The 21,358-nt window shown below is 36.2% G+C and carries 17 protein-coding genes; 1 reads left to right on the plus strand and 16 read right to left on the minus strand.

Annotated features, from left to right (window positions below):
- Window positions 1-95: 95 nt before the first annotated feature.
- The 6 genes from GON26_RS00790 to GON26_RS00815 form a co-directional block, all read right to left on the minus strand.
- Window positions 96-2,114, minus strand: coding sequence for a glycoside hydrolase family 97 protein (locus GON26_RS00790; RefSeq protein WP_160372836.1), 2,019 nt, complete (start codon window positions 2,112-2,114; stop codon window positions 96-98).
- 26 nt (window positions 2,115-2,140) lie between these two features.
- On the minus strand, window positions 2,141-3,388 hold the full coding sequence (locus tag GON26_RS00795; RefSeq protein ID WP_160372837.1) for a glycoside hydrolase family 71/99-like protein: 1,248 nt from the start codon (window positions 3,386-3,388) through the stop codon (window positions 2,141-2,143).
- Between the two features lie 74 nt (window positions 3,389-3,462).
- Entirely contained in the window at window positions 3,463-4,974 is a 1,512-nt protein-coding gene (locus GON26_RS00800; protein ID WP_160372838.1) for a RagB/SusD family nutrient uptake outer membrane protein, read from the minus strand.
- Between the two features lie 25 nt (window positions 4,975-4,999).
- On the minus strand, window positions 5,000-8,002 hold the full coding sequence (locus tag GON26_RS00805; protein WP_160372839.1) for a SusC/RagA family TonB-linked outer membrane protein: 3,003 nt from the start codon (window positions 8,000-8,002) through the stop codon (window positions 5,000-5,002).
- Between the two features lie 32 nt (window positions 8,003-8,034).
- Entirely contained in the window at window positions 8,035-9,114 is a 1,080-nt protein-coding gene (locus tag GON26_RS00810; RefSeq protein ID WP_160372840.1) for a hypothetical protein, read from the minus strand.
- 7 nt (window positions 9,115-9,121) lie between these two features.
- A complete protein-coding gene (locus tag GON26_RS00815) occupies window positions 9,122-9,643 on the minus strand; it encodes a DUF5004 domain-containing protein (protein WP_160372841.1) in 522 nt (173 codons plus the stop codon).
- Window positions 9,644-10,096: 453 nt separating this feature from the next.
- Here GON26_RS00815 and GON26_RS00820 point away from each other — a divergent pair, with 453 nt between their 5' ends.
- Window positions 10,097-11,695 carry a DUF6377 domain-containing protein gene (locus GON26_RS00820; RefSeq protein ID WP_160372842.1) on the plus strand — a complete coding sequence of 533 codons (1,599 nt, stop codon included), beginning with the start codon at window positions 10,097-10,099 and terminating at the stop codon, window positions 11,693-11,695.
- 92 nt (window positions 11,696-11,787) lie between these two features.
- Here GON26_RS00820 and GON26_RS00825 read toward each other — a convergent pair whose 3' ends face one another.
- From GON26_RS00825 to GON26_RS00865, 10 genes are all read right to left on the minus strand, one after another.
- Window positions 11,788-13,011: a sterol desaturase family protein gene (locus GON26_RS00825; RefSeq protein ID WP_160372843.1), complete on the minus strand. Its 1,224-nt coding sequence runs from the start codon at window positions 13,009-13,011 to the stop codon at window positions 11,788-11,790.
- A 152-nt stretch (window positions 13,012-13,163) separates the two neighbouring features.
- Entirely contained in the window at window positions 13,164-14,450 is a 1,287-nt protein-coding gene (locus GON26_RS00830) for a Glu/Leu/Phe/Val family dehydrogenase (protein WP_230407875.1), read from the minus strand.
- A gap of 446 nt (window positions 14,451-14,896) precedes the next feature.
- Window positions 14,897-15,751 carry a DMT family transporter gene (locus GON26_RS00835; RefSeq protein ID WP_160372844.1) on the minus strand — a complete coding sequence of 285 codons (855 nt, stop codon included), beginning with the start codon at window positions 15,749-15,751 and terminating at the stop codon, window positions 14,897-14,899.
- A gap of 62 nt (window positions 15,752-15,813) precedes the next feature.
- Window positions 15,814-16,407, minus strand: a complete 594-nt coding sequence (locus GON26_RS00840; protein WP_160372845.1) for a 2OG-Fe(II) oxygenase — start codon at window positions 16,405-16,407, stop codon at window positions 15,814-15,816.
- 309 nt (window positions 16,408-16,716) lie between these two features.
- Window positions 16,717-18,180, minus strand: coding sequence for a magnesium chelatase (locus GON26_RS00845; RefSeq protein ID WP_160372846.1), 1,464 nt, complete (start codon window positions 18,178-18,180; stop codon window positions 16,717-16,719).
- A gap of 222 nt (window positions 18,181-18,402) precedes the next feature.
- The gene (locus GON26_RS00850) at window positions 18,403-19,521 is read right to left on the minus strand and encodes a vWA domain-containing protein (RefSeq protein ID WP_160372847.1); all 1,119 of its coding nucleotides are present in this window, start codon (window positions 19,519-19,521) and stop codon (window positions 18,403-18,405) included.
- 106 nt (window positions 19,522-19,627) lie between these two features.
- Complete coding sequence (locus GON26_RS00855) at window positions 19,628-20,008, minus strand: YchJ family protein (protein WP_160372848.1); 381 nt, start codon at window positions 20,006-20,008, stop codon at window positions 19,628-19,630.
- Complete coding sequence (locus GON26_RS00860) at window positions 19,998-20,225, minus strand: hypothetical protein (RefSeq protein WP_160372849.1); 228 nt, start codon at window positions 20,223-20,225, stop codon at window positions 19,998-20,000. The genes GON26_RS00855 and GON26_RS00860 overlap by 11 nt, the downstream gene beginning before the upstream one ends.
- A gap of 185 nt (window positions 20,226-20,410) precedes the next feature.
- Window positions 20,411-20,566 carry a hypothetical protein gene (locus tag GON26_RS21515; protein ID WP_202110810.1) on the minus strand — a complete coding sequence of 52 codons (156 nt, stop codon included), beginning with the start codon at window positions 20,564-20,566 and terminating at the stop codon, window positions 20,411-20,413.
- Window positions 20,566-21,108, minus strand: coding sequence for a hypothetical protein (locus tag GON26_RS00865; RefSeq protein WP_160372850.1), 543 nt, complete (start codon window positions 21,106-21,108; stop codon window positions 20,566-20,568). Before GON26_RS00865 ends, GON26_RS21515 begins: the two co-directional genes overlap by 1 nt.
- Between the last annotated feature and the right edge of the window lie 250 nt (window positions 21,109-21,358).

Raw genomic sequence — 21,358 nt, forward strand, 5'->3', positions numbered from 1 at the left:
AGTTTTTATAAATGAACAAACCCTGCAGTTTTTATAAAATTGCAGGGTTCATAATCAAACTCAAACTTAACTCAAAATAAACTTTACTAACTAACTTATTTCTGTATTGGAGAGAATTTTATAGCTGTTCCTCCACCAGCTGCAAGATCTATGTTTAAAACAGTTGTGCTGTTTACCTTTAGTTTTGAAATCGTTACCGGATACGGATTTGTCTTGTAATTGGCTCCTTTGCCATCTGCATAAATTTCGGCCTGATACTCTGTTCCTTTGTCTAAAAAAGATAAGGCTACTTTTAGATTTCGGGCGTCTTTGTTGGTTATAGAACCTAAATACCAGTTTTTATCTTCCCAGTCTTTACGGACAATGGTGGTGTATTCGCCAATTTTTGAATCCAATACTTTAGTATCAGACCAGTTGCAGGGAACTTCTTTTATAAACTGAAACTCCGGTTTTCCTTCGTAATTTTCAGGTAAGTCCGAGGCCATTTGCAAAGGACTGTAAATGATCACATACAAGGCCAGTTGGTTGGCTAAAGTAGTTTGTACCTTCGCTCCTGAAGGTGTTTTATAATCAAAATTGAAATTCCCCGGCGTATAATCAAAAGGTCCTGATAACATTCTGGTAAACGGTAAAACGGTTAAGTGTTCCGGTGTATTTCCGCCATCTACAGACCAGGCATTGTATTCCTGTCCTCTTCCGCCTTCCTGCGACATAAAGTTAGGATAGGTACGCTGTAAACCGGTTCCTTTTATAGGCTCGTGATTGTCGATCATAATATGGTATTTAGCAGCGGTTTCCATCACTTTTCGGTAATGACGGGCACCATACTGGCTGTCGTGCCATTCTTTTTTATCCAGATATTTGTTTACATAACCTGTTTTTACGGTATTCACGCCCATTTTATTATACAGTTTAAAAGCGTCTTCTAACTGGCTTTCGTAATGTTTTGTAGCTCCTGCGGTTTCATGATGCCCGATCAAACGAACATTCTTGATGGCAGCATACTTCGTGATTTCTTCTAAATTAAAATCAGGATAGGCTTTTACAAAACTAAACGCGTTTCCGTCAGCAGTCCAGTCGCCATCCCAGCCTTCATTCCAGCCTTCAACCAGCACGCCGTCAAAATTATTTTTGGCAGCAAAGTCAATATATTCTTTTGTGTTTTTGGTAGTCGCTCCGTGTTTCGGTCCCTGTCCCCAGGTGTATTTCTCTAAGTGCATTCCCCACCAGATTCCGATATATTTTGAAGGCGTAATCCAGGATAAATCGTCGATTTTGGATGGCTCGTTTAAATTCAGCATAATCGTAGAAGTCGTAAGATCTCCCGGATTAGTACCTACAACGATAGTTCTCCAGGGTGTTTTAAAAGGGGTTTCAGCATATACTTTTACACCATCAGCCCAGGGCACCAATTCGCTTTTGTACTGGTTAGTATTGGTTTTTAGCAAAGTCATGGAACTGAAATCGGTTAGATTCGCTTCATGAATCGCTACGTACAATTTTTCTTTTGTTTCAAAAGTAGCCGGTGTATTGATGGTATCTGTTTTACTCATAGCCGTTTTACGATAAAAACTTTCGTAATAGCTATTTTCGCGGTGTACCGGAGTCCACCAAACCTGTTCATCCGACTTAAAAGTAAATTGTGTGATTTCGTTCGATATTTTTACTTTTCCTAAATTTGGCTGTTTCGGAAACTCATATCGAAAACCAACACCATCATCAAAAACCCTAAAAATAATATCGACCAAACGCTCCTCGCCTTTCGCTTCTTTTAGATGCACAATCAATTCGTTGTGATGATCTCTTACTTTTTTAAATTCGCCCCAAGGTTGTTCCCAGGTGGCATCAGCTGCTTTTTCTTCGGTGGAAACCACTTCAAAACCATCTGTCATTTTTTGGATTCCTTCAAATTCAAATCCTAACAAAGATGGTTCAATAACCGGTTTTCCGTTAGAAGTAAAACTGTATTGAGGCTGTCCAGAAGGCGTTAATTCGAAAACCAGTTCGTTATTTTTTCCGGGAGAACCTATTTTATAGGTTTGTTTAGTGCTGCATGCGGCTAATAATAGTGATGCAAAAGCAATCAGGCAGTAGCTATATTTTAATTTTTTCATTACTTAATTGTATTAATTACAACACCTTATTTTATTTCACTCAATAACTGTTTTGCTTTTGCAGGCTGCATAGAAGCAAAATAATTAAATGCCTGATTCAGTTTTTGCTGAGCTTCGGCGTTGCCTTTTTTCTGGATTCTTAAATTGTACAGTTTGCTGATTTCAGGAAAGGCGTTCTCCGTACTTTTTACCCCGGCAAAAGCTTTTACTTTCTCGACATACGAATATCCAAATTCGATGGTAGGCTCAAACATCGTCCCTTCGCCAAAGTCATTCCAGGTAATCAGCTGCAGGTAGCTTAGATTGGCATTTTTGGCTAATGAAAGCGTTTCATCAAGCGTTGCTCCGTTATTATGTGCAATAGTCCATCCGATAGCATCTCCTCCTCCGCCCTGTGCGTAGAAATCATTAAAACCAGGATAAGCGCTTCCCATGGCAACAGCCAGTTTCGGTTTTGTATTGGTATAAAAATTAGTTAGATATGTACTATTTTTATACACCCAGGCATACTCGCCAGAGGCATTATCACCTGCTTCAAACGACTGATCCCAAAGCGTCAGAAAGGTTGGTTTTGTGGTGATGGAATTAAAAACATTGGTCCATTCAGCAGGCGTTTGCAATACTATAGGTCCAAAATTCATCAAAAGTGGTTTGCCGTTTATTTTGATGTAATTGGCATCATTAAAATAATTGTTCTGCATATAAGCCAAATCTGTTTTGGCAGCACTGGTAACCGATATTGCTTTTCCGGCATTGACTACGTTTTGTAGAACACGGTCTTCATACACAATAGCGTATTCCAGCCCCACTTTATCCAGTACAGCAATCAATTGCTCGGTGTTTTCTTTTACCATACGGTAATCATTCACATCAAAAGTGCCGTACCAGTCAATTAAGATTCCGTCTATTCCGGCATATTTCATCAATAATAAATGATTTTCGATCACATTTTTATCTCCGGAATGATACGGCCCAATGAGCGGATAATAGTGCGAAGCAATTTCCCTGCGTCCGTTTGCATCCGTAGTATTTGGATTTTTATTGGCCATTGTCCAATGATAGCCCCATTTTTTATCTGCAGCACTTTCATTGGTTTCAAACCAGGGCATGTAGTGCATATAAATCTTGGTCGTATTTGTTTTTTCGATGGCAACGGGTTCAAATGTTTCCGGTTCCGTAGGATTTTCAGGACTGTTGTCATCACTACTACTACAACCCGCAGCGATAAGCACATTCATAATTCCGAAAAACAGTAATGTGATATATTTTTTCATTTATTTGAGTATTGAGTTTAAAAATATGTCAGCTTTCCGCGATTAACCAACACGGAAAACTGACATTCCAGAACCTAATTTTCCGGATAGCCGGGATTTTGTTTTAGGTTTTTATTAGTCGTTAAGACCGTACTTGGAATTGGAAAAATTCCTCTGTACTTTTCGGTAGCTCCTTTTTCCCACCAAGGTTCGAAGAAAGTCCCAAATCGGATATTATCTGTTCTTCTTCTTCCTTCAAAAGCAAATTCTTTAAGCAATTCCTGATTGATGTAATCAAGGTCTATAACCGCAGGCAATTCTTCACCAGCTCTTTCTGTTACCTGCTGTACAAAAGGTTTAGCCAAATCCGGAGATCCTAAACGCACGTAACATTCTGCCTGCATCATTAAAATTTCGGCATAACGAATCAATACAAAATCATGATCACGTTCCCAGCTTTCGCCCGCTTTCATTTCGTACTTTCCAATACGTACGCCTTCATTTTCTTTTGCATCCGCTAAGCTTGTAACTTCTTCTGTATAGGTAAGCGGTTCACCATTGTCCATAATAATGACTGAACCCGTTGCCAGGTTGATCTGATCTCCGGCCACCATAGCTTTTTTTCTTTTATCGGTATCCGAAAAAGCAGAATAAACACCTGGCTGTGCACACATTCCGTTAGCGCTCCAAGGGTAATCACCAGTAGCCGAAAGTGTAAATCTGTGCAGGTAATGACAAGACATGGAGGACATATAATTTCCTACTGTTCCTGCTTTTGAATCGTAAGGGATAGCAAAAATAATTTCGCCAGACTTTTGGTTTTCCGTTGCAAAATTGGCAAAATAATCAGGCGTTAGTGCATAACCGGAAATCTGTTGGCACATATCTAAACAATCCTGCCAGCGTTCTGTTCCAATAAAGACTTCCGAATTAAGATATAATCTTGCCAGTAAAGAATAAGCAACATTTTTGGTTAATTTAGAATACACCACATTAGATGACAAGTACGGAAGCGCATCTTTTAATTCCTTCTCCACAAAATCATAAACTTGTTTGCGTGTTGAATTGGATGGTAAGCCAGTATCTTCAAAATCGGTTACGATAGGCACATTCCCAAACATATCCAGAAGTTGGTAGTAATAATAGGCTCGCAATGCTTTTAATTCTGCATAAATCGGCGCTTTGGCCTCAGCCGATAATGATGATTTATCGATTTGATAAATGATCGAATTGATTTTGGCAATTCCGGTGTAGTTATAACGCCATGCCGAAAGAATCATTCGGTTATCTGATTTCCAGGTATGTTTTTGGGCATCCTGATATTGTCCTCCGTCGTACCAGTTGGTACCTCTTGTAGGAATAGTAGCCTCATCTGAAACTACTTCATTTAAAAAGAACACGTATTCGCAGGTTGGATAATTATTTGATATTCCGTCAGCAAATCCTCTTAATGAAGAATAAGCGCCACCTACTAGTGCATCAATTTCCTTTGGAGTAGTTCCAAAGTTTCCATCTTCTACTCTATCATATAATTCTTCATCTAAATCAGTACATGATATCGTAAAAAGCATGCTCATCAATATTGCTGCTGTTATTTTGATTTTCATTTTTTAAATTTTTGAGTTAATTCGCTTAGTTATTTAGCGTAAAATTGAGTCCAACAGAAACCGTTGTTGGTCGAGGATAATTGTTATACTTGTCTATTCCCGGCGCAGCCAGACCACTCTGGTCAGAGCCATCCTGAGCATTAAGACCAATTTCTGGATCTACCCCTTTGTAGCTGGTAAAAACCGCTAAGTTTTCTCCCATAAGGTATAATCTCAGTTTTGAACCTTTGTATTTTAAAGGCAAAGTATAACCAATAGAAAGTGTCTGAAGCCTAAAGAAAGAAGCATCTTCTATCCAGTAATCTGAATATTTTGGTGCCGATGTGATGCCGCTGTTCAGGAAATCATCCGGTACATTATACGCTGGCAATCTGTTAGGATCATTCAGCATCATATTGGTTGCATTCAGTGCTTTTTGTCCAAACATTCCGTAACCTGAAATTCCTAAATCAAAATTTCCGTAGGTAAAGTTCATTCCGATACCTAAAGTCAAGTCAGGCTGAATATTTCCTAAATCTTTTTTATCGGCATCCACCAACGCATCTCCTAAAACTTTTTCTCCGGCAGCATTTACGTACAGCATTTTACCATCGGCGTCAAGCCCTGCATTTTGAAAACCCCAGAAAGTTCCAACAGGATATCCTTCGGCAATTATTTGAGAATATTGTCCTGACATTCCTGCTAATCCGTGTAAAGATCCGCTGTAGATCACATCCGTTTCATAAGTGGTATTGGATAATTTCTCTATTTTCTGAACGTTGTGTCCTAATGTTACATTAGCATCCCAGGTAAATTTGTCTCCTTTGATGATGTCTGCATTCAAAGTAAGTTCCACTCCTTTATTTGACATTTCTCCCACGTTTGCCAGCATATTCCCTACTAAATAAGGAGGTTGTGGCACTTCGTAAGTGTATAATAAATCTTTTGTCGTTTTAGAATACCATTCGAATGAACCGGTCACTCTGTCAAAAAGACTAAAATCAACACCCACATTTAGTTGTTCTGTAGATTCCCATTTTAAATCAGGATTTGGGTTTTGTTTTGGAGAATACGCCAGGCTCCATGTTCCTGTAGCCGGATCGTAGTAACTATCATTTCCAACTCCTAAAATCGAAAGCGATTTGTATTCGCCAATTCCGTCCTGATTACCAGTAACTCCATATCCAACTCTCAGTTTTAAATTGCCCAGCCAGTCTTTTGCGGAGCTCATAAACTCTTCGTTTGAAATTCTCCATGCCGCCGATGCCGAAGGGAAAACACCCCATTTGTTATTCTCACCAAAACGGCTTGAACCATCACGTCTTACCGTACCGGTAAGCAAATATTTTCCATCATAATTATAATTGGCACGGGCATAAAACGACACTAAGTTTGATTTTCCTTTGTATGAATACACATCACCCAAACGATAATTGTAACCAGCACCTAAGTTGTTATAACTAAACTCATCCGTTACAAAACCACTACGCTGTGCTCCAAAACCTTGATAGATGTTTTCTAAATACGAATATCCGGCCAAAGCACTAATACTGTGTTTATCAAAAACTTTACTGTAATTCACATACAATTCTCCCTGAGCATTGGTGTATTCAGCATATGTTTTTTGTGCGTAACCGTCTTCGGTTCTACCTTCCATAACGGCGTATGATGGCTTGTAGGTACTTCCTTTCATGGCATTATGTTCCAATGAAATATTGGCTACAGCCTGAAAATCATTTAAAAATTTAACCTCGGTTTTAAAATATCCTAACAATCTGTGTCTTTGATTATCTACTTTTCTGTTGGTTAAAATCTCAACCGGATTTTCATAAATTGTTCCACCTACCGAAGTAAATTCGCCATTGGCATCATAAACTGGAATAGTTGGATTCAGGTTATACGAACGCTCAAAAATTCTGTAATCAAGCGGATGCCATTTATCGATATTAGCGAATAAACCTGTATCGAATTTTACATCCTTATTGTCGCCCAAATATTGATACGCATTTACATTGGCACTCAATCTTTCCAGACCAGTTGTTTTGATTACACCCTGATTATCCAAATACGAAATTGAAGTTCTGAAACCACTATCGGCTTTGCCAGAATTGATGCTCAAAGTATGCGATTGTGAAATAGCAGTTTGCTCCAGTTCTTTTTGCCAATCTGTGTTGGCACCATAATCTACTGCATCCATATTGCCAGTTTCGCGAATATGCGCTCTCCATTGATTTGCTGATAAAAGATCCAGATGATTCGAAACATATCCAATACTTGACATTCCGTTATAGACTATAGAAACGCCTTTAGTTCCTGATTTTGTTGTAATAATGATTACTCCATTAGCACCTCTGGAACCATAAATTGCGGTTGCCGAAGCATCTTTTAATACATCAACCGATTTAATATCTGATGGCTGTACCACATTGATATCAACACCTGCAATTCCATCCACTACAATTAATGGGCTGTTGCTGGCTGTTAGCGAAGTTCCTCCACGCAAACGCAATGACGAACCCGCACTAGGATCTCCTGAAGGGCGAATCACGTTTAAACCTGCCACTTTTCCCTGCAAAACCTGTTCTGTTGATGAAATGGTTCCTTTAACCAAATCATCAGCTCCTACTGTAGAGATGGCTCCTGTAAGATCTGATTTCTTTTGTGTTCCGTAACCTACTGCTACAACCTGAACTTCGGAAAGCAGATAGCCATCGTTTTGCAGACGAATCTCTAAATTGGGCTGTGTCGATGCCGTTATCTGTACTTTTTGGTTAGTCGAACCAATAAAAGAAACTTCTATCGAACCTCCTACGGCTACCTCCAGCGTAAATTTTCCGTCAAAATCTGTTGTGGTTCCATTTTTTGTTCCCACTTCTATAATCGAAGCGCCCGGCAATACATTTCCAGTATTATCATAAACGGTACCTGATACCTGCTTTTTTCCCTGAGCAAACATTCCTGCCGAAAGAAAAAGCATGAAAATCATCAATACCATTGATTTAGTAGTCCACATTTGATGCAGGACTATTTTTTTATTTTTACTATTCATTAGAATTGGTGTTTTAATTTGATAGTGAATTATTAGTCTAAGGTTTTAAGCGGAATTGTAGTATCCGAAATGGTCTTGTCTTTGTTGTCTTTTACCAAAACATGTATTTCACTTAAATTAGGAATCCCTTTAAGTTCTGATACCAAATTGACAAATCCTTTAATCTCGGCTACACCGCCATTAAACTCACCTGTAATTACTTTACTGCCGGCAGTAATGGTGTAAATAAGCTTATTAACACCTGATTCATTATTTTTTCTGGACATTCCCAGAAAATCTCTCTGACTAATCTGCAAAGGAAAAAATCTAAATACCGGTGGTGGTGGCGGAATGTATTCGCCTGCGTAAATTACCTGATCACCGGAATTGGCTGCCCAGTCCTTAGCGACCATCAGAAAAACAATGTTTTCCATAACATAACCCGGTTCAGTGCCGTAATATTCCTCTGGAATCAAATCCATTTTATAAAAACCATTTCCTAAATCTTTTAGTTTTGTTTTTTCAGAAACATCCGGAAGCCATGCCTGATACTCTTGTTTTACAGCCCAGTCATTTAGTCCGCTATGAAAATGTACACTTGGCACACCTTCAAATCCCGCAACCAGATTCGAATTGAACAAGATACTTACTCCTTTATCAATAGTTGGTTTTGTTGGATAGGATCTGATGAGTTCATTAGCCGTATAAAACGAAGAAAAATCGGTATAAGCCATATTGCCCACATCGGTTTGTTTCGTTCCTGCTTTATCTTTTAATCGAAACCAGAAACCGGCACTTGCTGCAATTTCATCGGCTGTTTTAGAAAAATATTCGGTTGGAGTTAAGGTAAAACTCCAGATTTTGTCGCCTTCGTATGTTAGTTTTGCAAAATCAGATGAGTTTTCCCAATTTCCTGCATCAGGCTCAGATGGTGACCAGATCCAGATATAAACATCCTCGGTTTCTGCAAATGTGGTGGCCGAAAGATCAAAATACCATGTTACCTGTTCGTCATATTTATAAACAACAGGATAGGATGACATACTGGTTATAGCTCCCGCAGCATCTTGTGCCTGAATAAAGTTAGGAGCCATAAAAAGGGCCAGTAAAATTGTATAGATAAATTTTTTCATATCTCTTTTAGTTAATAGCAGTTAATTTGAATACATAGGATACAAACGGAGTTCCGTTAGAAGAGCGCACCAGTTGAATTTCCATTTCGTCATTGCTTCCTGGAACCGAAGTCAATCTTAATTCATCTGTTTTTTGCGTTTTTTGAGCATCACTATACAAATAGATTCTTACCGCACTTGCGTTGGTTTGTTGAAAATCTGAACTGAGTTCCCAGTAGCCTTTTGGAGCGAATAAAGGAGGAACATCACCTAAAACTTCATAACTTGTTGGTCTGTTTTTTTCATCTACATTAAATTTGATTTTAAAATCTTCGTAGTTAAAAAACGTACTTAAGTTTTCTTCTTTTGGTTCAATAGCATTTGCTTTTGCAAATTCATCAACCATTTTCAAGTTTGTTAATCCCCAATTTCCGTTTACTTTTTCGTAAAGGGTAATCGAATCAACGTAGCTTCCATCATCAGTTTCGTTACAGCCAATGGCTAATAAACACATGATAACAGCTAACCAATAAATACTTTTACATCTCATAAATTTTGTGGTTTTTTGTTAGTTTTACATCCCCTAAAAGGACAGAACGAAACTAGACGTAAAAAAAATCTAAAAAAAAATATCTGTGAAAAATCAAGATATTATATAGATAAAATTTAATTCAATTTATTGAAAATCAAATATTTATAGTTATTTTTAAAAACAGAAAATCAAGATGTTGTTTAGATAAATATTCGTATAAAACCACTTAAATACTGATAATATGAAAATTAAATACCATATTTTTTTCACTATACCTATATATAAGCTGTTTTTATTGTATAATTGCAAGATATTTCAATTCTTTTAACAATTTCAAGCCTTTTTTATAAAACAGGGCGCGATTTTAAACGAATTGTCAAAAGATCCCTAAGATTGATTTTTCTATACATCACATCTTAAAACAAAACGAATTAACTCAACTCAAAACTTTACCTTAAACCCAAACCAACCATGCGAAGAATATTAATTCTATATTTTTTCATTGCAGGTTTTACTCTTACTGCGAAAGAGAAAAATCCGGTTCTTGAAGAATTAGACAAAGTGCTTCAAAAAAAAGACGTCTATCTCAAACAGAAGTACGCTAAAATTGAAACCTTAAAAAAATCAGTGTCAAAATTTACTGTAAGCCAGAATAATGAGCAGCTTTATAAATGTTATATGTCGTTGTTTGATGAGTATAAATCCTTTAAATATGATTCGGCTTATTATTATTTAGAAGAAGCAAAAGTGAAGGCCATACAATTAAAACAACCCAAATACCTCGCTAATAGCCGCATTAAGGAAGGTTTTGTATTGCTGTCTTCCGGTTTGTTCAAAGAAGCCATTGATACCTTAAATATTATCGATGATCAAAAATTGGATTTAAAAAATAAGTTTGAGTTTTATTCCATAAAAGCCCGTGCCTATTACGATCTGGCCGATTACAATAAAGACAAACGTTTCAATATTCATTATGTACAGCAGGGGAATCATTTTCTAAAAAAAGCATTAGAATTGATAGGTACCAATACCAATGAATATTGGGCAGCCGAAAGTTTGAAACGCTTAAAACAACAAGATTGGCGCGGAGCCGAATTTGCTTTTAGCTACTGGATCAACAACTACGATTTGCCTCCTGATTATTACGGAATTGCAACTTCGAGTCTGGGCTACATTTATTCGGAAAGAGGCTATACCAAAAAAGCTATCGAATATCTTGCTCTGGCGGCTATTGCCGATGTAAAAAATGCCACCAAAGAAACGGTGGCACTTCGAAATTTAGCCAATGAACTCTTTAAAATGGGCTATTTGGAAAAAGCCAATGAGTACATCAATATTGCTATGGATGATGCTACTTTTTATAATGCCAGACATCGCAAAATCGAAATTTCATCGATATTGCCTATTATCGAAAAAGCACAATTAAATAATGTAAAAGACAAAAATGACAAACTCGAAAAGATTATAATTCTGCTGACAATCCTGACCGTTATCATTATTTTGTTTCTGATTATTATTTTCAAACAATTAAAAGAAAGAAATAAAGCAAGAAAAATAATGGCTTCCTCCTACAGTCAGCTTCAGGAAATGAATATCAGTTTAAGTGAGGCTAATGCTATCAAGGAAGAATATATTACCTATTTTATCAAAGCAACTTCAGCATTCATCAATAAAATAGATCATATTCAAAAAAGCACGCTTCATAAGATCATCACTAAAAAAACCGATGAAGTCATTGCGAGTCTGAAACGCTATAATGTAAAGGAAGAACGGGAAAATCTCTTTCATCAGTTTGATGAAATTTTCCTGAAACTATTCCCAACTTTTGTAACTGACTTTAACCATTTATTTCCAAATGACCACAAATGTATCGTCAAGAAAGGAGAACTTTTAAATACAGAACTTAGAATTTTTGCCCTTTACCGACTTGGAATTCAGGACAGCAGCCAAATGGCAGAATTCCTGGAACTCTCTGTGGCTACCATTTATACCTATAAAACGCGAATCAAAAGCAAATCTGATTTTAAAGACACTTTTGAAGAGAAAATTATGGCAATCAAAACGATTTAAAATAGTTGTAATAAAAATCGCCAGGAATTCACGAATTTTTTTTCTACTTTAAAGAGGAATAAATTCGTGAATTCGTGGCGAATATATTTATTTTATTCTGAAGTTTCTATTTGAAGAATGATGCTCTGATATTTTTTTCCAAGAGAAAATAACTGCTCGGCAAAAATCATAATCAATAACGGAATCAGGAAAAAAGAAAGCAAATCTTCTTCATATAAAAAGTAAGTTGCAATCATATACAATCGGGCGTATTCGAGATAATAAATCCATTTTCGCTGTTCTAATAAAGCCCCGCAATTAATGAGCGTGAGTACTATTAGTGCTAACACGAAAACTTTATCAAAACTATTTAAAACATCAAAATAATACGTGAAAAAAGTCAAAATCAAAGTACTGATTCCGAGTTGGATATAAAGATAGTTTTTGAATTTAAGTCTTTGATGCGGATTTGATTTATCCTGTAGAAAGCGCTTTTCTAATATCGGACGAATGTCCTGATCCATATGCGCTGGACTTCCAAATATAGCTTTCCATTTGGCTTTAAAGCCAACAGAACGTTTCCATAATTCAAAAATTTCGAAGTAATAATGAAAATGCTGCCAAAGAAAACTGTAACTCTTTAGCGGATGCGTTAAACCGTACTTCGGTTTTTCTTCCTCTTCCTGAAAAGTTCTAAAAAGACGGTCCCAAAACGTAAACATATCGCCGTAGTTTTTGTCTAAATATTTTTCATCAGAAGCATGATGTACCCCATGAACAGAAGGTGTGACAAAAACATATTCGAGCCATTTTATTTTTCCAACCAATTGTGTATGGGTAAAAAAGGAATAGGCTCCGTGAACAATCAGCATCGTAATCACCATTTTAGGATGAAACCCAAAAAAAGGCAAAACACACCAAAAACCTGTTCTTACAATAGCCTGAAAAGTGGTGATTCTTGCCGCAGCCGTAAAATTAAATTCTTCGCTATGATGGTGTACAATATGTGCTGCCCAGAAAAAATTGACCTCATGCCCTAGCCTATGGTACCAGTACCAAACAAAATCCGTAGCCAAAATCAAGGCGAACCATACCAAAACCGAGCTTGGAATATCAAAAATCCGATAGTTATTGTAGATGAAATAATACAATTGATAAAAACTTGCCGCTATAAACAAATTGATTAATCGCTCCGCTATTCCGATGCTAATGTTTGAAACAGAGCTTTCATAATTAAAAATATCAGGCTTTTTTCTGCGCCGTATCAATTTATATTCAAGGAATAAAAAAAGAAAAAAAGCGGGCATTGCAAAGGCAAGAAAATTAATATGTTCCATTTTAAAAAATTACTTTTTAATTCAAAAAAAACCTGAGAAAAGGAGTAAAACTTAAAAAAAGATATTTTCATTGACTACTTTAATTTTTCTTTTGGAAAAGTTATCAATCAATGAAAATTCTCTTTCAATCAATTTAGAAGTATTTGTTCTCTTCAGTTTTGTTTGTATTTTGCACTGTTAAGTGTCACTTCTTTAACCGATTGTGTATCTGCAACTTTTTGTAAAGCAATAACATAAGCCGCAATTCTTGGTGTAATATTATGTTTTGCCGCAACATTAAAAACGGTATCAAAACTTTTTTCTAATATGTCCTCCAGACGTTTATTAATCTGGTGGATTCTCCACGATTCTAAAAGCGAATTCTGAAGCCATTCAAAATAAGAAACCGTAACACCTCCTGCATTGGCTAAAATATCCGGAACGACTAAAACATTATTGTCATGCAAAATTTTATCAGCATCGGATGAAACAGGTCCGTTTGCGCCTTCTACAATTATTTTAGCGCGAATATCATTGGCGTTTTTAGCAGTAATAACATCTTCCTTAGCAGCAGGAATCAAAACATCAACCTCTAAAAGAAGTAATTCTTCATGTTTAATTGCAACTGAATTTGGATAACCCTTGATGCTTTTATTATTGAGATTATAATACAAAATCAGTTCTGGTATGTTGATTCCTTGTGGATTATAAAATGCTTCAGAAACATCGCTGACAGCAACCACTTTCAACCCTTTTTCAAATAAAAACAAAGCCGAATGAAGGCCTACATTTCCAAAACCCTGAATCGCAACTGTTGATCTGGCAGGTCTTAATTTAAGTTTTTCCAAAGCCAAAAGACTGATGATACTAACTCCTCTTCCTGTGGCTTCTACCCGACCCAAAGAACCTCCGGAGTGCAAATGTTTACCAGTAACAACAGCGTGAATAGTTTTGCCGTGTACCAACGAAAATTCATCCATTAACCAGCCCATTTCGTCCGGTCCCGTTCCCATATCCGGAGCTGGAACATCCTTATCTGGGCCAAAAATATCTACTAATGCTTTCGTATAACCTCTGGTGATTTTCTCTAATTCGGTTTTAGAATGCGTTCTTGGATCACAAATAATGCCTCCTTTTGCGCCACCAAACGGAATACCGGTTACTGCAGATTTCCAGGTCATCCAGGCTGCAAGTGCTTTTACTTCATCAAGATTTACAGCGTTATCATAACGAATTCCTCCTTTTGAAGGTCCTAAAGCTGTATTATGAATAACACGATAGCCTTCAAAATTTTGCTCTTTTCCGTTATCCAAAGTTACTGAGAAATTTACAACGATTTGTTTTTCAGGTCGTTGTAATTTTTGTCGAATCGATTCGTCTAGATTTAAGATATCGGCAGCAATATTAAACCTGTCAATCATAGATTGAAAGGGATTCTGTTTAATTATTTCTAAGCTCATAATTTTATTTTTTTTTGGATTCAATTTAAATTTGAAATTCTATGTTTTTAAAAATATTTTGTTATGTCTCTATCGACTACAGCTGCAACATGGAGGAATCTTCATGAGACAACACTGCATCAAAGTATTTGTATTTCTATTCGATCTCATTTGATTTGTTTTTTTCCTAATTCTAAAAAAAGCCTTTCATTTTGCATGAAAGGCTAAAAAAAAAAATAACTAACAAGTACTTTCTCTATTAACGCCTTTTCACACCATAATTCATCATGCAGCACATCGCGAAGCTGCATTTGAACATTATGATATTTTGGTTATAGTTTTTCATTGTTAATGCAAAGTTATAAATATATTTATATATTCTATAGAATTAGTCGAGTTTATTTTGAAAAGAATGAAAAATAACACAAAACAAGCTGTAAACTAAGGCGTTAACAAGTTTTAAAAAATCATTTAAATTGAGAAATAACGATAAAAACAACAGCTATTAAAGCAAAAACAAGCCCTAATAAATTAAACTTAGATAATTTTTCTTTGAAAAAAAGGATGCCAACAAGACTGCCAAGTATAATAACACCCATGTTCATTCCGGCAAAAACAGTAGAAGGATTTTCAGAAAATTCTTTGTGCGCTTTAAGGTAAAACAGAATATTTCCAAAATTAAAAAGCCCAACCAAAGCTCCAAAAAGAATGTTTTTAGAATTAAGTCTGACTTTTTTTAATACCACTTCATAAACCACCACAAGCAGAGAAACGGCAAGTGCAATATCAAAAATCACAAATAAAGAAGTGGTATACGGTAATGTAGTATAAAGTGCAATTTGCTTAAAAAGAATATCAATAACACCAAACCCCAACAAAACAGCGATAGGATAAATCCATTTATTCTGGTTATTTGATGATTCTTTTTTCAAAATGAATAAAAGAGCTACAAAACCAATTATGAGCCCAATTACTTTATAAAGATTAAAATCTTCCTTAAAAATTAACCAGGCAGCCAGGATTGGTATAAATAGTGATAAACGCTGTGCTGCATCGGTTTTTACAATTCCCATATGTTTAATGGAAGCTATCAGAAACAAAAAAACAACTGGTAACAAAACACCAATGGCGAGGTAAATATTCCAAGGAGCATTCGTATCAACCTGAGTTAAATCAGGTTTAAAAGTAAAAAAACACAATACTAACGCAAAAACATAATTGAAAGCTACGATTTGAATTGGATTCGTATTATAACGACGTGTTATTTTAAAAACAATACCAACAATGACACTACAGACAACACTTAGAATAAGATACAACATAAGGTAAATTTTTGAAAACAAAAATAATACATAACTCTTCTAAATTTTCAAAAAAAGAAACTTTAATCACTCTTTAACCAACCTGTAATACTCATTCTGATATTTTGAGTAACCAGAACTTCATGAACCAATTCGTTGCTTTTGAAGAAAACCGTTTTGCCTTGCGTAGGTGCAATTTTCTGATTGTTATTTTCCTGATGAATCATTAATTCGCCACCATCAGCTTCTTTCCAGTTACTGTTAAGATAACTAATCATAGAGTATTTCCTGCTTGGATTGTTTTTGAATTGGTCCAGATGTTTGAGATAAAAATCACCTGTTTCGTATAAGGCATAATGAAACTCATAACCCGTAATTCCGGTGTAGCAACTTTTATTTAGATATAAAATAAAAGCGTCAATTTTATCGAAAAATTCATTTTCAAAAACATTATTATGCTTTTTATCCAGCCAATAAATCGAATCACTCCGAATCGCACTATCATAATCTACTTTGTCTGAATTGCCAATTCCAGCTGCCATTAACAAACTCTTCTCGTTTAAATCAAGGAGATTTTGTTTTAAGTGATTGGCCAATTCCGGGCTTAAAAAATGTTCTGCAATACCTACTTTGTTCTCGATATAACTCGCAATCAAATCTTCAAAACTATCTTCCATTTTCTTTTTAGGAAAGACTGCAAATACAGCCAACGGAGCAAGGTAGGTGAAATAAAACTTGCAATGGCTTAATAGTTTGTAAATTGTTTAAAAGTGAGAAGTAAGAAGTGAGAAGTAAGAAGTATGAAGTGAGATGTGAGATGTGAGATGTGAGATGTGAAAAGTAAGAAGTGAAAAGTAAGAAGTGAAAAGTAAGAAGTGAAAAGTAAGAAGTGAAAAGTAAGAAGTGAAAAGTAAGAAGTGAAAAGTGAGATGTAATTGATAAGTAACATACTCACAATTCACATCTCACTTTTCACAATTTACAATTTACAATTTACTAATATAACTCCCGTACATATCTTTAAACTGATGTCCTTTTGCGAAGCGGTCTTTGCTCAATTTACGATATTCGACCAATCCCCATAGAATGAATTCTTTCATAAAATAAATATCTTTTTTGTCTAATTGTGGCTGGTATTTTTTTACTAAAACCTCCAAAGGCGTTACTTCGTCCAAAATTTCCTGGTATTCTTTGTCTGATGCATCGTCTAATAATTCGAAACCACTTTCGGCAAAAAACCATTCTATCAAATCTGAATATGGCGTTTTTTCACCAGGTTTCTCTAATTTTTCAATTTTCGGAACATAATCCGGGAACAAAGTTCGAATCGCTGATCCGATAAGATTTTGCGCTACCGAAGCGGCTCCCTCCTGCTCTCCTTCGTAAACCAATTCTACTTTTCCGGTAATCGCAGGAATAATTCCGATGAAGTCTGACAAACGCAACGTGGTTTTATCGACTCCCGCGATCAACGCGCGACGTTCAGCCGTACTTATTAAGTTCTCAAAAGCTGTGATGCTCATTCTGGCACTCACCCCGCTTTTGTTATCGATATATTCGCTATCGCGTGCTTCAAAACTAATTTGCTCTAAAATATCACGCGCCAAACTTGGTACATACACAATATCCGTTTGTGCTTGATCCAATTTTGATTCCTGCTCAGTAATGGTTCTGGCGATGGCAACACTTTCTGGATAATGGGTTAGAATCTGAGAACCGATTCTGTCTTTTAATGGCGTAACAATACTTCCACGATTGGTGTAATCTTCTGGATTTGCGGTAAAAACAAATTGCATATCCAAAGGCATTCTCAGCTTAAATCCACGAATTTGAATATCGCCTTCCTGTAAAATATTAAACAAAGCCACCTGAATTCTGGCTTGTAAATCAGGTAATTCGTTAATCACAAAAATACAGCGATTCGCTCTCGGAATCATTCCGAAATGAATTACGCGATCATCTGCATAAGAAAGTTTTAAATTGGCTGCTTTTATCGGGTCAACATCACCTATTAAATCGGCAACCGTAACATCGGGCGTGGCTAATTTTTCGAAGAAACGTTCGCTTCGGTGCAACCACGAAATTGGGGTTTCATCGCCTTTCTCTGCAATTAAATCTTTTGCAAAACGCGAAATTGGATGGAACGGATCGTCATTGATTTCTGAGCCCTTAACAAACGGAATATATTCGTCCAGCAATTCGATCATTTTGCGTGCCAATCTGGTTTTTGCCTGTCCACGAAGACCTAATAAATTAATATTATGACGAGACAAAATAGCGCGTTCCAGTTCTGGAATTACAGTATTTTCGAAACCGTGAACACCTTCAAAAACAGCTTGTCCCGATTTGATTTTTTCACGAAGATTATTTCGTAATTCGTATTTGATACTTTGGCTTTTATATCCTGTTGCTTTTAATTGTCCTAGTGTTGTTATATTATTTATTTCCATTTTTATTGAAATATCAATTTGTTTATATTTTATTTGGATTGTGTTAGAGACGCACTGCTGTGCGTCTCTACAGTGCGTTTGTACGTGAAATTTGAACTTTACGAAAGACGCATTGCTGTGCGTCTATACAGATAATCTTTGTGTTAGACGCACTGCTGTGCGTCTCTACAGTACGTTGCAAAACCTTAGCAACTTAGAATCTTAGCGTCTTAGAACCTCAAATTATCGTACCCTCTTCTTCCTATTCGTTTCATAATCTTCAAAAATCATTTCGCCCAAACCTTTTAAGCCTGTATAAAATGCTTTTCCCTGATTGGCTTCGGTAAAATGATTGACAAATCGCTGCAAATACGGATCGTTTGCAATCATAAAAGTCGTAATCGGAATGTGTAATTTTCTGGCTTGTTGCGCCTGATTGTAACATTTATCTACGATATATTCGTCAAGGCCGTTGCTGTTCATATAATAGGAACCGTCGCGCTCACGCACGCAACTTGGTTTTCCGTCGGTAATCATGAAAATTTGCTTGTTGGTATTTCGTTTTCTGCGTAAAATATCCATCGCCAATTGTAATCCTGCTACGGTATTGGTATGATAGGGACCAACTTGTAAATACGGTAAATCTTTTATCGGAATCGTCCATGCATCGTTGCCAAAAACCAAAATGTCAAGCGTGTCTTTTGGGTAACGGGTTGTAATTAATTCGGCCAAAGCCATCGCTACTTTTTTGGCTGGTGTGATGCGATCTTCGCCGTACAAAATCATACTGTGACTGATATCAATCATCAAAACGGTACTCATTTGGGCTTTAAATTGCGTTTCCTCAACCACCAAATCATTTTCGGTGAGCATGAAACTTTCGACTCCATTGTTGATTTGCGCATTTCGTAAACTTTCTGTCAAAGAAATACGTTCTAAGCCATCACCAAAACTAAACTCACGAAATTCTCCTGTATGTTCATCTCCGTTTCCAGAATGTTTTGTTTTGTGATTTCCGCTTCCTGCGCGTTTTAAATTGCCAAAAATTTGATCCAAAGCTTGTTGTCTGATCGCTCTTTCTGTTTTCGCCGTAATTCCAAAACCAGGCGTTCCGTCGTCTTTGGGTTCGTCTTTTATATACCCTTTCTTTTTTAAATCTTCGATAAAATCATCGATAGTGTAGTTTTCGTCAGTCAGTTTATATTCTATATCCAGCTCGCGAAGCCAACTAATAGCTTCATCAAAATCACCCGAAGTATGGGTGATTAACTCTTTGAAAATGCCAAAAAGTTTTTCAAACGGAGACTGAAATGGCGCTTCGTACGTCTTAAAATAAAAACCTTTTTTGAATTCGTTTTTCATAATTCTAAAATTACACTTTTTTAGAACTATGAAAAAAGAAACGCTTATTAATTTTTAGTTAAAAATTTCATCAAAAAAAGTGCAAAATCAAGAGAAAATTTGTCAATTATTCAAACTTTCCATCCAGGTAATACCAAGAATTATTTTCAATTTTGAAAGTGGAGAATTCGTAATGTATTTGTGGTTTTTGATTTGCATCTAAAAAGTAGGCTTTAAATTCTACTGTGTTTTCGGTAAAACTCAGAATTTCTAATTTTTGCCATTTGTTGCTCGTAGCCCATTTTAGGATTTCTTCTTTTGAATAATATTGTCGCTCCGAAACATGAGTTGTTTCCAACAGATAGTCCGCATTATGAATGACATAAGCTGAATATCGTGAACGCATTAAAGCCAATGCCGAAGGTGCTTTTTGATTGCCTTGGAGATATAATCCGCAGCAATCTTCGAATAGTAATCCGGTATCACAAAAGCATTTTTTACTCTCCATCTACCTGCTCTTCGCCGTTAATTTTTACATGCAATTGATTCAATAACACTTGATATCTGCTGATTTCTCTTAAATCTTCGTCTTCTTCAGCGTGATCCAGCATTTCGTCTAAAGTTTCGTTTACTTCCAATAATTTATTATTGGCTTCTCTGTCTTGTTTCGCGGCAATTAAATCAATGATTTCCTGTACGCTTGCTTTTAGGTTCTCGAATTTCATATTTTATGTTTTTGTTTTTTTGTTTCAGGTTTGCTTCGCCAGTTCGGCCAAAGCCTCGTGTTTGGTTTTACAATATTACAATTAAACGCAAACTTGTCATTCCGTAGGAATCTCTACGTTCTGTGATTTGCGTTTGCTGAGATTCCTACGGAATGACAAACTGGAGGTTAAATTCTTGGTGAATTTTATTTATTCTCTTCTGCGTTTTTATCTTCGTTGAATTTCTTGATAATTTCTTTCAACTTTTCTTTACGTGCAACCTCTGCCGCTTTGACTTTGTTTTGGGCTTTGTGCAATTTGTCGTTATGCTTTTTGATGTTTCTTTCGTTGTTGCGTCCCATTATATTTCTCTTTTAATTTCGTCTAATGTTTTCTCGGTGTAAATCAATTCTTCGATGATTTGTTGTCGCAACTCATCAATATCCTCGTAATCAAAATGTTTTGCCCAGGATGTGAGCTGCTGCAAATTCCGGATTTGTTTGATGCGTTTTGTGGTTTCAAAACTGGTTCTTAAAATTGCTTTTTTATCGTATTCCGGATTTTTTACGTGCTGATAATTTACGGTGTTTTTTTCGTAATCTGCCTGAATATAATACAGTTTTTCTTCGGCATTATCGGGATAAAACTCATTCCAGTTGGCAAAACCTATTTTTGTTTTGGAAGACGTTTCGGGTTCCATTGCCACTAATCGCCATTTGCTGTTGGCTAATCTTCCCCAATGATTCGAAACGCGATACATTCCGGCTTCGGTATAATAATAGGTACTTCCTGCTTTGCTTTCAAACTGAATTTTGAGTCCTGCAATGGCTTCCGGCAACACTTCATGAAAGATACAAAATGTATTTTTGAAGGAATTGGGATGTGGTTTGAAGTTTTTTTGCATGTGCAAATATACTGATAAAGGAGTTTAACCGCAATCCCGATAGCTATTGGGACGCTATTTTTTTTAGCCACAGATTATCAGGATTAAAAGGATTTTAAACGCTGTGAATTCTTTGCGGTAAAATTTATCACGCAGATTTTGCAGATTTTGCAGATAAAAACTTTGCTTATCTCTGTGGTGAAATTTTCACGCAGATTTACACAGATCAAAGCAGATTGAAAAAAGATCTTTATTTTAAAAAACTTTGTGG

The organism is Flavobacterium hydrocarbonoxydans (genome assembly GCF_009789235.1).
GTDB classification, from domain to species: domain Bacteria; phylum Bacteroidota; class Bacteroidia; order Flavobacteriales; family Flavobacteriaceae; genus Flavobacterium; species Flavobacterium hydrocarbonoxydans.

Coding starts and splice junctions, on each gene's coding strand:
- GON26_RS00790 (WP_160372836.1), bottom strand. CDS start 2,114: ATGAAAAAATTAAAATATAGCTACTGCCTGATTGCTTTTGCATCACTA.
- GON26_RS00795 (WP_160372837.1), bottom strand. CDS start 3,388: ATGAAAAAATATATCACATTACTGTTTTTCGGAATTATGAATGTGCTT.
- GON26_RS00800 (WP_160372838.1), bottom strand. CDS start 4,974: ATGAAAATCAAAATAACAGCAGCAATATTGATGAGCATGCTTTTTACG.
- GON26_RS00805 (WP_160372839.1), bottom strand. CDS start 8,002: ATGAATAGTAAAAATAAAAAAATAGTCCTGCATCAAATGTGGACTACT.
- GON26_RS00810 (WP_160372840.1), bottom strand. CDS start 9,114: ATGAAAAAATTTATCTATACAATTTTACTGGCCCTTTTTATGGCTCCT.
- GON26_RS00815 (WP_160372841.1), bottom strand. CDS start 9,643: ATGAGATGTAAAAGTATTTATTGGTTAGCTGTTATCATGTGTTTATTA.
- GON26_RS00820 (WP_160372842.1), top strand. CDS start 10,097: ATGCGAAGAATATTAATTCTATATTTTTTCATTGCAGGTTTTACTCTT.
- GON26_RS00825 (WP_160372843.1), bottom strand. CDS start 13,011: ATGGAACATATTAATTTTCTTGCCTTTGCAATGCCCGCTTTTTTTCTT.
- GON26_RS00830 (WP_230407875.1), bottom strand. CDS start 14,450: ATGAGCTTAGAAATAATTAAACAGAATCCCTTTCAATCTATGATTGAC.
- GON26_RS00835 (WP_160372844.1), bottom strand. CDS start 15,751: ATGTTGTATCTTATTCTAAGTGTTGTCTGTAGTGTCATTGTTGGTATT.
- GON26_RS00840 (WP_160372845.1), bottom strand. CDS start 16,407: ATGGAAGATAGTTTTGAAGATTTGATTGCGAGTTATATCGAGAACAAA.
- GON26_RS00845 (WP_160372846.1), bottom strand. CDS start 18,180: ATGGAAATAAATAATATAACAACACTAGGACAATTAAAAGCAACAGGA.
- GON26_RS00850 (WP_160372847.1), bottom strand. CDS start 19,521: ATGAAAAACGAATTCAAAAAAGGTTTTTATTTTAAGACGTACGAAGCG.
- GON26_RS00855 (WP_160372848.1), bottom strand. CDS start 20,008: ATGGAGAGTAAAAAATGCTTTTGTGATACCGGATTACTATTCGAAGAT.
- GON26_RS00860 (WP_160372849.1), bottom strand. CDS start 20,225: ATGAAATTCGAGAACCTAAAAGCAAGCGTACAGGAAATCATTGATTTA.
- GON26_RS21515 (WP_202110810.1), bottom strand. CDS start 20,566: ATGGGACGCAACAACGAAAGAAACATCAAAAAGCATAACGACAAATTG.
- GON26_RS00865 (WP_160372850.1), bottom strand. CDS start 21,108: ATGCAAAAAAACTTCAAACCACATCCCAATTCCTTCAAAAATACATTT.